At 66.6% G+C, this 12,191-nt stretch carries 11 protein-coding genes and 1 tRNA gene; 8 read left to right on the plus strand and 4 right to left on the minus strand.

Going from position 1 to position 12,191, the window contains the following annotated elements; all coding sequences use genetic code 11:
• Positions 1-87 precede the first annotated feature (87 nt).
• Genes pstC through pstB form a run of 3 tightly spaced genes read left to right on the plus strand, consistent with a single transcriptional unit; the run spans position 88 to position 2,935 of the window.
• Entirely contained in the window at positions 88-1,014 is a 927-nt protein-coding gene (gene pstC, locus AC5RTY_RS15790; RefSeq protein WP_493978329.1) for a phosphate ABC transporter permease subunit PstC, read from the plus strand.
• Positions 1,014-2,129, plus strand: a complete 1,116-nt coding sequence (pstA, locus tag AC5RTY_RS15795; RefSeq protein ID WP_494013362.1) for a phosphate ABC transporter permease PstA — start codon at positions 1,014-1,016, stop codon at positions 2,127-2,129. Before pstC ends, pstA begins: the two co-directional genes overlap by 1 nt.
• A gap of 26 nt (positions 2,130-2,155) precedes the next feature.
• Positions 2,156-2,935 carry a phosphate ABC transporter ATP-binding protein PstB gene (gene pstB, locus AC5RTY_RS15800; protein ID WP_494001949.1) on the plus strand — a complete coding sequence of 260 codons (780 nt, stop codon included), beginning with the start codon at positions 2,156-2,158 and terminating at the stop codon, positions 2,933-2,935.
• A 97-nt stretch (positions 2,936-3,032) separates the two neighbouring features.
• Here pstB and AC5RTY_RS15805 read toward each other — a convergent pair whose 3' ends face one another.
• From AC5RTY_RS15805 to AC5RTY_RS15815, 3 genes are all read right to left on the minus strand, one after another.
• Positions 3,033-4,043 carry an inorganic phosphate transporter gene (locus tag AC5RTY_RS15805; RefSeq protein ID WP_494001950.1) on the minus strand — a complete coding sequence of 337 codons (1,011 nt, stop codon included), beginning with the start codon at positions 4,041-4,043 and terminating at the stop codon, positions 3,033-3,035.
• Positions 4,044-4,661 (minus strand): nuclease PIN, encoded by a 618-nt coding sequence (locus AC5RTY_RS15810; RefSeq protein ID WP_494001951.1) that lies wholly within the window; start codon positions 4,659-4,661, stop codon positions 4,044-4,046.
• A gap of 513 nt (positions 4,662-5,174) precedes the next feature.
• Positions 5,175-5,822, minus strand: coding sequence for a hypothetical protein (locus tag AC5RTY_RS15815; protein WP_494001952.1), 648 nt, complete (start codon positions 5,820-5,822; stop codon positions 5,175-5,177).
• 190 nt (positions 5,823-6,012) lie between these two features.
• Here AC5RTY_RS15815 and AC5RTY_RS15820 point away from each other — a divergent pair.
• From AC5RTY_RS15820 to AC5RTY_RS15835, 4 genes are all read left to right on the plus strand, one after another.
• Positions 6,013-6,085 (plus strand) — tRNA-Lys (locus AC5RTY_RS15820).
• A gap of 651 nt (positions 6,086-6,736) precedes the next feature.
• Positions 6,737-7,246 (plus strand): diaminobutyrate acetyltransferase, encoded by a 510-nt coding sequence (ectA, locus tag AC5RTY_RS15825; protein ID WP_494013361.1) that lies wholly within the window; start codon positions 6,737-6,739, stop codon positions 7,244-7,246.
• A gap of 133 nt (positions 7,247-7,379) precedes the next feature.
• Positions 7,380-8,651, plus strand: coding sequence for a diaminobutyrate--2-oxoglutarate transaminase (gene ectB / locus AC5RTY_RS15830; protein ID WP_494013360.1), 1,272 nt, complete (start codon positions 7,380-7,382; stop codon positions 8,649-8,651).
• A 102-nt stretch (positions 8,652-8,753) separates the two neighbouring features.
• The gene (locus AC5RTY_RS15835) at positions 8,754-9,152 is read left to right on the plus strand and encodes an ectoine synthase (RefSeq protein WP_494013359.1); all 399 of its coding nucleotides are present in this window, start codon (positions 8,754-8,756) and stop codon (positions 9,150-9,152) included.
• 202 nt (positions 9,153-9,354) lie between these two features.
• Here the strand turns inward: AC5RTY_RS15835 and AC5RTY_RS15840 are convergent, their stop codons facing one another.
• Positions 9,355-10,356 carry a LacI family DNA-binding transcriptional regulator gene (locus AC5RTY_RS15840; RefSeq protein ID WP_494013358.1) on the minus strand — a complete coding sequence of 334 codons (1,002 nt, stop codon included), beginning with the start codon at positions 10,354-10,356 and terminating at the stop codon, positions 9,355-9,357.
• A gap of 175 nt (positions 10,357-10,531) precedes the next feature.
• Here AC5RTY_RS15840 and AC5RTY_RS15845 point away from each other — a divergent pair, with 175 nt between their 5' ends.
• On the plus strand, positions 10,532-12,178 hold the full coding sequence (locus tag AC5RTY_RS15845) for an ABC transporter substrate-binding protein (RefSeq protein ID WP_494139892.1): 1,647 nt from the start codon (positions 10,532-10,534) through the stop codon (positions 12,176-12,178).
• The last annotated feature ends 13 nt before the right edge of the window (positions 12,179-12,191 follow it).

A 12,191-nucleotide genomic window follows, 5' to 3' on the forward strand; every position in this document is an offset into this window, starting at 1 on the left:
CCGGCCGGGGCGAAATTGCCCGGACGGAACGAAGCCGCAAGACTGGCAGAACAGCTAGACGAAGTACAGAACCCGAAGGGTTATGAAGTGTCCCAAACATTGACCGAGACCGGCCAGGGCCGCGCCGGCGACAAGGTCTTTTCCGGCCTTGCGCTTGCCGCGGGGTGCCTGATCCTCTTCGTGCTGTTCTGCGTGGCGGCGTTCCTGCTGTGGCAGGCCCTGCCGACGTTCGGGGCAGACCCGGCCGCCATTTCCGGCGGGAACGGCTTTTGGGGCTACATCTGGCCCATCGTCATCGGCACGCTGATCGCCGCGGCGATCGCCCTGCTGCTGGCGACCCCGGTCGGCGTGGGAGTCGCACTCTTCATCTCCCACTACGCACCGCGGAGGCTCTCCCAGGGCCTCGGCTACGTGGTGGACCTGCTGGCCGCCATCCCCTCGGTGGTCTACGGAGCCTGGGGCATGACCGTGCTGGCTCCCGCGCTCGTCGGTCCCTACACCTGGCTGGCGGAGAACGCCGGCTGGATCCCGATCTTCGAAGGCCCCGCCAGCCAGACCGGCAAGACCATGCTGACGGCCGGAATCGTGCTGTCCGTGATGATCCTGCCGATCATCACCTCGCTCAGCCGCGAAATCTTCCTGCAGGCGCCCAAGCTCCACGAGGAAGCGGCCCTGGCCATGGGCGCCACCCGGTGGGAAATGATCAAGATGGCCGTCTTCCCGTTCGCCCGCCCGGGCATCGTCAGCGCGGTGATGCTGGGCCTCGGACGCGCGCTCGGCGAGACGATGGCCGTGGCCATGGTGCTCTCCGGCGGCGGGCTCATCGCCAGCCTGATCAAGTCGGGGAACCAGACGATTGCCGCCGAGATCGCCCTGAACTTCCCTGAAGCGTACGGGCTGCGCTTGTCCGAACTGATCGCCGCCGGCCTGGTGCTGTTCGTTATTACCCTGGCCGTGAACATGGTCGCCCGCTGGATCATCAGCCGGCACAAGGAATTCTCGGGAGCCAACTGATGTCCAAACTGCTCACTGAAACGCCCGCCCCGACCAAGCGCAACACGCTCACCAAGAACCAGATGCCCGGCTGGGCCATCTGGGCCGTCGCTGCCGGCTCGCTCATCCTGGGCGCCGCGGCCTCGTCGCTGGTCGGTTTCGGCCTCGTCTCCTGGGCCTTGTTCTCGGCCGTAATCTTCGTGATTGCCGGCTACATCGTGACGCTCTCCGTCGAGGGGGCGCGCAAAGCCAAGGACCGCTTCGCCACCAACCTGGTCTTCGCGGCGTTCATCATCGCGGTCGTGCCGCTGATCTCCGTGATCTGGACCGTGCTGCAGAACGGCGTCGCCGGACTCAGCTACAACCTGGTCTTCACGTCGATGAACGGCATGACCGGCATGATCGACAACGAAACGACCGCCAACGGAACCGACGTGCTCGGCGGCGCCTACCACGGCATCGTCGGTACCGTGCTGATCACCCTCTGGGCCACCATCATTTCGGTGCCGATCGGGCTGCTCACCGCGGTCTACCTGGTCGAATACAGCAAGGGCGGACCGCTCTCGCGCGGCATCACCTTCTTCGTGGACGTGATGACCGGCATCCCCTCGATCGTCGCCGGCCTGTTCGCTGCCGCATTGTTCGGGCTGATTTTCGGGCCCAGCACCCGCACCGGCTTCGTGGCCGCCGTCGCCCTCTCCGTGCTGATGATCCCGGTGGTGGTCCGATCCACCGAGGAAATGCTCAAGATCGTCCCGAACGAGTTGCGCGAAGCGTCCTACGCGCTGGGCGTGCGCAAGTGGCGCACCATTCTGAAGGTGGTGGTGCCGACGGCGATCTCCGGCATCGCCTCCGGCGTCACCCTGGCCATCGCCCGCATCATCGGCGAGACGGCGCCGCTGCTGGTCACCGCGGGCTTCGTGAACAGCATCAACTGGAACGTGTTCGGCGGCTGGATGACCACCTTGCCCACGTTCATCTACCGGCAGCTGATGAACCCGACCTCGCCCACCAACGTGGACCCCAGCATGCAGCGTGCCTGGGCCGCTGCGCTGATCCTGATCATCTTCGTCATGCTGCTGAACCTGATCGCCCGGCTGATCGCCCGCATCTTCGCCCCCAAGACCGGCCGCTGAGCCAGAACCAAAGAGAAGGAACCCCCATGTCCAAACGCATCGACGTCAAGGACCTGAACGTCTACTACGGCAACTTCCGGGCCGTGGAGGACGTCAACATCAACATCGACGCCCGGTCCGTCACGGCTTTCATCGGCCCCTCCGGCTGCGGCAAGTCCACCTTCCTGCGCACGCTCAACCGCATGCACGAAGTGCTGCCCGGCGCCCGGGTGGAGGGCGAAGTCCTCCTCGACGGGGACAACCTCTACGGCCAGGGCGTGGACCCGGTGACAGTGCGCAGCCAGATCGGCATGGTTTTCCAGCGCCCCAACCCGTTCCCCACCATGTCCATCCGCGACAACGTGCTGGCCGGGGTCAAGCTGAACGACAAGCGCATTTCCAAGTCGGACGCGGACGCCCTGGTAGAGAAGTCGCTGACCGGCGCCAACCTGTGGAACGAGGTCAAGGACCGGCTGAACAAGCCCGGCTCCGGCCTTTCCGGCGGCCAGCAGCAGCGCCTGTGCATCGCCCGGGCGATCGCGGTGTCCCCGCAGGTGATCCTGATGGACGAGCCCTGCTCGGCGCTGGACCCCATCTCCACGCTGGCCATCGAGGACCTGATCGAGGAACTCAAGACGGAGTACACCGTGGTGATCGTGACCCACAACATGCAGCAGGCGGCGCGCGTGTCCGACAAGACGGCGTTCTTCAACATCGCCGGCACCGGCAAGCCGGGCAAGCTGATCGAATACGGCGATACCCCGTCGATCTTCAGCAACCCCACCCAGAAGGCCACGGAAGACTACGTCTCCGGCCGCTTCGGGTAAGACGGCGGCAGCACGACGGCGGTGCCTCCCCTCGCGGGAGGCGCCGCCGTCGCTGTTTAAAGGCGCCAGGGAAGGGCCAGGGACGCCCATGGCCCGGCTAGAGCATCGGATCCAGGGCCAGCAGCAGGATGGCTCCGACGAGCGAGGTTGCCAGCAGGGTCAGCACCCACGTGGCCAGCACGCGGATGGCCACCCGCCAGCGCACCGCATGCATCCGCTGGGTGGACCCCGCGCCCAGGATGGCCGCCGTCATGGTGTGCGTGCTGGAGAGCGGCATGTGCAGCCCGATGGCCCCGACGAACAGCATGGCGGAGCTGACGCCCTGTGCGGTGGCGCCGTGCAGGGGATCGATCCGCACCAGCCGCGACCCGAGCGTGTGCGAGATCCGCCAGCCGCCGAAGAGCGCGCCCACGGCCAGCAGCACCGCCGCGAACAGTTGCACCCACAGCGGCATCCGGTCGCCGGAGGCATAGCCGGCCGCGGCCAGTCCCAGCAGCACCACGGCCATGGTGCGCTGCCCGTCCTGCAGGCCGTGGCCCAGCGAAAAGGTACCCGCAAAGACCGCCTGGGCCAGCCTGGTGGTCCGGCCGACCTCGCGCGGGGTGCGGTAGCGGGCCAGCCACGTCAGGGGGACGATCGCCAGGTAGGAGAGCACGAACGCCACCAACGGCGACAAGAGCAGCGGCAGGATCAGCTGGCCCCAGATCGGGTTCTCGGTGGCACTGATGTTCTCGCCGCCCAGCAGGGTGGACGCCGCCCCCGCCCCGATCAGGCCGCCCAGCAGCGCATGCGTAGACGACGACGGCATCCGCTGCCACCACGTGAAAACTCCCCACGCGCAGGCGCTCAGCAGCCCGGCCAACAGGATGCCCAGGCCCGACCGGCCCTCGGGCAGGCCGATCCAACCGGTACTGATCACCAGGGCCAGGGTGCTGGAGATCAGCGCACCGGCCAGGTTGCAGACGGACGCGAGCACGACGGCGACATTCGGGGTGAGCGCGCGCGTGCGGACCGAGGTGGCGACGGCGTTGGAGACATCATGGAAGCCGTTGATGAAGGCAAAGCAGCCGGCGAAAGCGACCACCAGCACCAGGAGGAACAGCTCCACCTACGATTCCTTGACCAGGATCTGGCCTACGTGGTGGGAAGCCTGGCGCAGCGTCTTGGTGGCGGCGATCAACTGGTCGGCCACGTCGCGGTGCCGGGCCAGCGTGGCGCCCTTGTGTTCCGACAAAAGCTCCGAGACCCACACCCGGTGGGTGCGTTCGGCCCGCTTGGCCAGCCGGACCATCTCGATGCAGTACTCCTCGAGGTCCTCCAAAGAGTTCAGCCGCGGCATGGCGTCCCGGGTCATCTCCGACATCCGGCCGATGACCTCCAGCTGCTCCGAGGCCCGGCTAGACAGACGCTTCACCCGGTTGAGTGCGATAAGTTCCGCGGCGCCGTCGAGGTGTTCAAAGGTGTGCACCAGGTGCAGCGAGAGCTGGAACATGTCCTCGCGGGGGAGGGGATTGACGAAGCTGGTCCGCAGCGTGGTCAGCAGGGCGTTGCGCAGCCGGGAGACGTTCGCGTCGCGGTCGTGCAGTTCTTCGGAGAGCTTGTCGTAGTCGTCCGCAGGCGCCCCGAGGATCTCCGAGAGGGTCTTGACTCCCGCCATCAGCTCGGCTGCTGTGAGGGCGAGCAATTCGAGGCTCTTGGTGTCCTGGGGGAAGAGGCTTAGCTTCATGTCACCGGCGGTTTCTCACTGGTCCGTACGGCGGAAGGGAAGCATCCGCCGTGCCTAGATTAGCGCCTCTTCGCGAACAAAAATTAATGGTGCCGAACTGGGAGCGCCTCTCGGCGGAAGGCCGCTCGAGGCGGCTAAGAGTTGGAGCCCGGGGCTGCCACAGTTCGACACCACCTTCAGTTTTCTACGCCTCACTGCGGATGTCAACAGCCGCGAAAGTACGGGGAAAAACGTGTCAGCAGAGGCTATCTGTGGTACGCGCGCGCGTCGTTCCGGGAGGGCCTTCTCCGGACGGTCCTGCTGCTGAGGGCACCACCGCGGGGCCGACGGCCGCCGGCGGTCGGGGCGGGATACAGTCGGGCGGCTGGCCGGTGCGTAGGGTGCCGCGGGCGGCTGGTCGAACTCGCCGCGCCGCCAGGCGACGGCGTTGCGGGTCGTTGGCCCGTCGGGCCGCTAGTCGAGCTCGCCGCGCCGCCAGGCGACGGCGTTTCCGGCCCTTGGCCCGTCGGGCCGCTAGTCGAGCTCGCCGCGCCGCCAGGCGACGGCGGCCGCTTCCAGATCCTCGGCGGTCTTCACGAGCCGGTGTGAATTGAGCGTCAGCTTGGTGGCATGGTTCTCGTTGGCGGACTCGGCAGAGTCGGCGTGGTGGGTCTGGCCGAGCGCGACGATTCGGCAAAAGGCCGCCGACCGGTCAAGGGCCACATCGAAATCACCGTCGAAGGCGCCGGAGAGGATCGTGTCGGCCATGGCCCGGACTTCGTCGGCGCCGGGCGGTTCAGCTACTCCGGCGATGACCTTTGACACTTCTGCCGATGCCGTCCCCGCCTTGAAGTAGGCTGCCAGCTTGTCCGGATGGGACTGGGCCGCGGCTCGCAGGGCGTAAAGGCGCCAGAGGGCCCCCGGCAGGGAACGGGCAGGGCTTTCAGCCCACATTTCAGCAATGGCCTCGAGCCCCTGTTGGTCTGCCAGTTTGACCAGCCTCGCGGTCACCTCGGGGTCGTCGGAGCCGCGCCCGCGGTGCACCAAGGCCTGTGCCGCGAGGTGGGCGGCCTCGGAGACGCGTGCCGGGTCGGCACCCCCGGCGAAGTCCTCAAAATCCACCGGGGCGAAAGGCTTCGGCTTATGCGGCCGGGGGACATCGTTTCCGTTGTTCGGGCTCATGCCTCGACCTTACTCCCGCCCCTGACGCCGGTACAGAGAGGCGTGGCCCCCGGCGACGGGACGTTCCGGGACCCCCGGCAAGGCGCGCGCCCGGCGGATTCGGGCGGGCGGCGATGGGTGGGATAAACTGGGAACTGGCCAAATCCGACCTCGCCTGGGTTTCTACCTAGAGCAAAGCGGACCGGCTGGCGGGCCTTTAGCTCAGTTGGTAGAGCATCGGACTTTTAATCCGCGGGTCGCGGGTTCGATCCCCGCAGGGCCCACCGCGAAAGCGGCTTCGACCGGTTTGCCGGTCGGAGCCGCTTTTTTCATGGACGCCCCGGCTTGCAGGCCGAGTCAGCCGCCCACGTCACGCAAACTTGTCCACGTTCAGGCCGAACTGTCCACGTCTTGGCTATCCACAGGCGCGTGACCTGCGCTTATATCTACGGGCGCTCCAAAACATGGACAACGGCACGACGGCGCTTTACCCCGGCGCCCTCAATGCCTGCACCCTGCTCGACTCACCCGATCGGGCGGGCTCCAGTCGGTGCGCCGGGTAACGGCCGCCGGGGCTTCCCGGCCGTAGAAGCCCGGCCGCAGGTCGTGCCGAGGCGCCGCGTAACGGCCTCCGGCGTTCCCGGCGTGGAGAAGCCGGCCGCGGGCGTGCCGAAGGCGCGGGTAACGGCCATTCGGGCGCTCCTCGCGCGGCTGGGGCGACACTTTCGGCCGGTCGTCACATAGCAAAGGTCACGAAATGGTAACGATAAAAGCGCGCCCGGGCACCGCCGTCGTCATTCCGCCGGAGGGCAACTGGCACAAGGGATCCGGCGGAATTCGGCCGGGACGGCAGGGGCGGCGAAAGCGTCCGAACCTCTGTCAAGTCGGCAGGTTTCGGGGTTGATAACGGCTCTGATCTCGTTACGTTTGAAGGGATGGTTGAAGAACTAGCAGAAACCCAAACCAGACCGAGGATCGAAGCAAGCTTCCGTAAACCAACCCTGAACGACGGGCAGTCCCTGTGGCGCATGGCCAGGGATTCCCAGGTCTTGGACCTGAACTCGTCCTATTCCTACCTGCTGTGGACCCGCGACTTCGCCGAGACGTCGATCATCGCCACGGTGGACGGCGAGCCGGCCGGTTTCATCACCGGCTACATGCGCCCCGACGAACCGGGCACCTTGATGGTGTGGCAGGTGGCCGTGAACCGGCGGTTCCGCGGCCGCAGGCTGGCGGCGGACATGCTGGACCGCTTGGCCGGACAAGTCCTCGCCGAACGGGTGGAAACCACCATCACGGCGGACAACGAGGCCTCCGTCCGGCTGTTTGCCGGCTTCGCGTCGCGCCGCGAGGCGCCAATGGAACGCGAACCGCTCTTTACGGAAGAGCTCTATCCGGACGGGCACGACACCGAGTACCTGTTCCGGATCGGTCCGCTCAATTAGTCCCGCCGGCATCCGCGGCCGGCCAAGCACCACCTCCACCAACGCACATCCGCATGAATCGACCCGCGGCTGCTGTGGCGCTGTCCCCTACCCGGGGCCGCCCGCTGCCGCACTGAGGAAGGAAGCGTATTCCATGACCGACATTTTCGAGACCCTCGAGTCCGAGGTCCGCGGCTACTGCCGCAGCTGGCCCGCCGTATTCACCCGCGCCGAGGGCAGCACCATGACGGCCGAGGACGGAACCACGTACCTGGATTTTTTCTCCGGCGCCGGGGCGCTTAACTACGGCCACAACAACCCGAAGCTGCTGCAGCCGCTGCTGGAGTACCTGGCCAGCGGCGCCGTCGTGCACTCGCTGGACATGAAGACCCCGGCCAAGCGCACGTTCCTGGAGACCTTCCAAGAGGTCATCCTCGAGCCCCGAAACCTCGACTACAAGGTGATGTTCCCCGGCCCCACCGGCACCAACACCGTTGAGGCCGCCCTGAAGCTGGCCCGCAAGGTGACGGGCCGCCAGCACATCCTCTCCTTCACCAACGCGTTCCACGGCATGACGCTCGGTTCGCTGTCGGTGACCGGAAACTCGATGAAGCGCCGGGGCGCGGGCATCCCCCTGACCAACAGCTCCAAAATCCCCTACGACGACTACTTCTCCGGCGAAACCGCCGACTTCCTGTGGCTGGAGCGCGTGCTGGAGGACAGCGGCTCGGGCGTGGACAAGCCGGCGGGCATCATCGTGGAGACCGTCCAGGGCGAAGGAGGCCTCAACGCCGCCCGCGCCGGCTGGCTGCGCGGCCTGGCAGACCTGTGCAAGAAGCACGAGATCCTGCTGATCGTCGACGATGTGCAGGCCGGCTGCGGCCGCACCGGAACGTTCTTCAGCTTTGAGGAAGCCGGCATCACCCCGGACATCGTCTGCCTGTCCAAGTCCATCTCCGGCTACGGCCTGCCGATGGCGCTGACCCTGTTCCGCCCGGAGCTGGACGTCTGGGGAGCCGGCGAGCACAACGGCACCTTCCGCGGGCACAATCCGGCGTTCGTGACGGCCACGGCGGCGCTGGATACGTACTGGCGGACCGGCGAGTTCCAGAAACAGATCCAGGCCCGGGCCGTGCAGCTGCACGAGGGGCTGGAGCGGATCGCCGGGCTGGTGGAGGGCGCCAGCGTGCGCGGCCGCGGCCTCCTGGCCGGGGTGAAGTTCCCGGAGAACGAAACCGCCGGCAAGATCGCCGCCGAGGCCTACGACAACGGGCTGCTGGTGGAAACATCCGGCCCCGAGGGCGAAGTGGTGAAGCTGATGCCGGCCCTGACCATCAGCGCCGCGGAGCTGGACCGCGGCCTGGACATCCTGATCGACGCGACCCGCGCCGTTACCGCGGTGCCGGAACTGGTCGGAGCCCTCTAGCGCGGGACGGCCGCACGCCGACGCCCGCTCGCCGGGTCGCCGAGCCGCCCCGCCGCGCACCCCCAACACGAAACTTCCTGACTTCCTATCCGAGGAGTACCGATGCTTGTTACCAACCTGAACGACCTGAACGACACCGACCGCGACGTTAAGTCCGAGACCTGGCGGAGCCGGCGCATGGTGCTGGCGGGAGAGCGCGTGGGCTTTTCCTTCCACGACACGGTGATCTACGCGGGCACCACCTCCACGTTCCACTACGCCAACCACATCGAGGCCGTCTACTGCGTCCAGGGCGAGGGCACGCTGACCAACGAGGTCACCGGCGAAGTCCACGACCTGCGCGACGGAACCATGTACCTGCTGGACGGGCACGAGAAGCACACGGTCCGCGCCACCACCGAACTGCGCATGGCCTGCGTGTTCAACCCGCCCGTCACCGGCCGGGAAGTCCACGACGAGAACGGCGTCTACCCGCTCATCGAGGCCGAGCCGGCAAGCTAACTCCGACAGCAGAGGCCCGGCCGGCAACCTTGTTAACCGGGTCTCGGAGCCTTTGCGGCCAACTACCCGCGCCCGGAGTTCATCCGCGCCCGGGAAGCCCCGGCCGCCGGTAGCACCGGAATGCCGTCACGGGATTGACGGCAGACAACGACGACGGCGGTGGCCCGCCTTCGGCAGGAATCCTGCGGAAGGCGGGCCATCGTCACGTCCGGTCACTGCCGGAATCGAGCGTGCTCTCGCGCAGGATCAGCCTGGCGGAAAGCTTCGCCGGGATACCGGACTCCCCGAGCATTTTTCGGGACAGATGGCTGACCGCGGCCGCCGCGATGAGCTCCGGTTCCAGATCGATGGCGCTGATCGCGGGGCTGCTGTTGCGCGACTGTTCTGAATCCGAACCGGCGATCAGCTGGACCTGCCCGGGCACGGCGATGCCCCGGGCCGCCAGTTCCTCCAGGGCGCCGCGCGCGTGCCGCCCGGTCAGGCAGTAGACAGCGTCCGGCATTTCCCCGCCGGCGTCCAGCAGTTCCTGCATGGCTGCCCTGCCGCCGTCGACGCCGTCGGACTCCGGCCGGGTGGCGATGCGTGGCTCCATCCCGTGACGCGCCGCCCAGCTGCGGTAGGCCGCCGTGGAGTCGAGGTTCCAGGCGTTGCGGTCCATGCCGGTGATGAGGCAGATGGACCGTGCCCCGGATCGGTGGAACTTGGACAGCACTGCCTCCGTCTCTGCCGAGTCGTGGGAACCGACCCAATCGAGAAAGTCGGGCCGTGCAGGATCGCGTCCGATGGTGACGAAAGGAGCGGCCAGCCCCATTAATAGGTCGATGACCGGATCTTCCTCGAGCGGATCGTCAATGATGTAGCCGTCCAGCGACAAGGCGAGCGGGGAACGCGGTAGCCGCGTCAGGTCCCGGACGAGCATGACGCTCAGCCCGCGCTCCAGGCACTCCACGGCAACGGCCCCGGAGAGCCTGGTGAAGTAGTCCACGCCGTGCGGGCGATACGTCCCGAGCGAATCCAGGGGCCGGAGCATGAGCCCAATGACCCCGATCGGGCTGTTGCGCAGTCCCCGCGCCATCGGATCGGGCTGGTACCCCAGCCTTTCGGCCGTCTGCCGCACGCGCTCGCGGGTTTCGTCCGACAGCGTGCCCTTGTTGTTCAGGCTGTGTGAGACGGCGGTGATGGACACGCCGGCTTCTCTGGCCACGTCGTGGATGGTGACTCGCCGGCGCATCGTCCGCCCTCCGTGATTGACGTCATAACGGTTGCATAACAGAACAGCTAAAACGTTATATAAAAGGTTTTATCCCCGTAGCTTACTGGAATACGCAGAGCAAGCGTCCCATCGGAACCACACACTGTGAAGCAAAGGGGATTGCAGGATGAAGAAAGTCACGCTGGCCACGTCGGTGGCCCTCGCGATGCTGCTGACCGCGTGCAGCAACGGCGGCGGCGGAGCGGCCGCGCCGGATGCGGAGGCAGGCAGCGGCCTGGGGGAACTGCAGACCACCACCGAACCGGCGGCGGGCGAACTGGATACCGTCACCTGGAACCTGCCGTTCGGCGAACCGGCGTCACTGGATCCGATCAAGGCCTTCAACTACCCGGAAAACACCGTCGTGGCCAACCTGTGCGAAGGCCTGATGGTGATGGAACCGGACTACACGATCGCACCCAACCTTGCCGAATCGTTCGAGAACGTCGACGGCAAGACGTACATCTACCAGCTGCGGGATGACGTGACCTTCTGGGACGGCACGCCGATGACCGCCCAGGACGTGGTCTTCAGTCTGAACCGGCACCTGGACCCTGACGAGGGCAGCTACTGGGCCAGCGACGCGGTCAGCGGCAACGTCGAATCGATCAAGGCCACGGGCGAGTACGAAGTGACCGTGAGCCTGAGCTCTCCGGACGTCACGTTCAACTCCTACATGGCCACTCCGCTGGGCGTCATCGTGCAGGAGGCACAGCGCAAAGAGGCAGGCGAAGCGTACGGCACCCCGCAGGAGGGCGTCATGTGTACGGGGCCCTTCTCGGTTGACCAGTGGAACAGCGGCCAGAGCATCTCCCTGGCCAAGAACGATGCTTACTGGAACAGCGACCGCATGCCCAAGGTGCAGAACCTCGACATCCAGTTCATCGTGGACCCCGCGGCCATCACCAACGCGCTCGCATCCGGAGCAGTGGACGGGTCCTACGACGTCCCGCTCAGCGCGGTACCGCAACTTCAATCGGCGACCAACGGCGAGCTGATTCTCGGCAAGTCCCTGCAGCTCTCGGCCATCATCGCCACAGGCGACGGCCCGCTGGGCGATCCTGCTGTGCGGAAGGCACTGTGGACCGCCGCGAACACATCGGCGTTGGCGGACACGGTGTACGAGGGCACGGCCATGCCGTCCCGGTCCCTGATTCCCGACGGCGGCTGGTCTTACGGCGACGACGTCTTCAGCGCAGCGCGCGAAAAACTGCCGCCGGTTGAAGCGAACGTCGAGGAGGCCAAGAAAATCCTTGCGGAGGCAGAAGCTGACCTGAGCGAGCCGATCACCATCGTGTACCCGAGCGAACGGTCCTTCTACGCGGACATCATTTCCGAACTGGCGCGTGCCGGCCAGGAAATCGGGCTGACGGTCAAGCCCCAGGGCGTGCCGAGCGCACAATTCGGCGCCTTCTTCTCGGATCCCGAGGCCCGTGCCGGGCACGGCGCCTTCGTCACCACCAACTACATGGACGTTCCGGATCCCCTGGTGTTCCTGCGCACCATCGTGAAGGAAGGCGGGTCGCAGAACTTCTCCGACTACACCAACCCGGAAATTGAGAAACTCATCGCCGAGGCGGAGGTTCTGACCGACGACACGGAGCGTGCCGCGAAGGTCGCCGAAATCGAGGCGTTGGCCATGGCCGACCTGCCCTGGCTGCCCATCGTCGATCCGGCGGGACGGCTCTTCCTGAATGAGCGGGTGACGGGCGTACCGGCGTCCTTCGTCTACCTGTACTACCCCTGGGGTGCAGACCTGGGCGCCGCGGAGTAACGAAAAAGCCGTC

It is taken from the genome of Arthrobacter sp. Y3224055 (genome assembly GCF_059090825.1).

Coding starts and splice junctions, on each gene's coding strand:
- AC5RTY_RS15810 (WP_494001951.1), bottom strand. CDS start 4,661: ATGAAGCTAAGCCTCTTCCCCCAGGACACCAAGAGCCTCGAATTGCTC.
- pstA (WP_494013362.1), top strand. CDS start 1,014: ATGTCCAAACTGCTCACTGAAACGCCCGCCCCGACCAAGCGCAACACG.
- AC5RTY_RS15815 (WP_494001952.1), bottom strand. CDS start 5,822: ATGAGCCCGAACAACGGAAACGATGTCCCCCGGCCGCATAAGCCGAAG.
- pstB (WP_494001949.1), top strand. CDS start 2,156: ATGTCCAAACGCATCGACGTCAAGGACCTGAACGTCTACTACGGCAAC.
- AC5RTY_RS15835 (WP_494013359.1), top strand. CDS start 8,754: ATGCTTGTTACCAACCTGAACGACCTGAACGACACCGACCGCGACGTT.
- AC5RTY_RS15845 (WP_494139892.1), top strand. CDS start 10,532: ATGAAGAAAGTCACGCTGGCCACGTCGGTGGCCCTCGCGATGCTGCTG.
- ectA (WP_494013361.1), top strand. CDS start 6,737: ATGGTTGAAGAACTAGCAGAAACCCAAACCAGACCGAGGATCGAAGCA.
- ectB (WP_494013360.1), top strand. CDS start 7,380: ATGACCGACATTTTCGAGACCCTCGAGTCCGAGGTCCGCGGCTACTGC.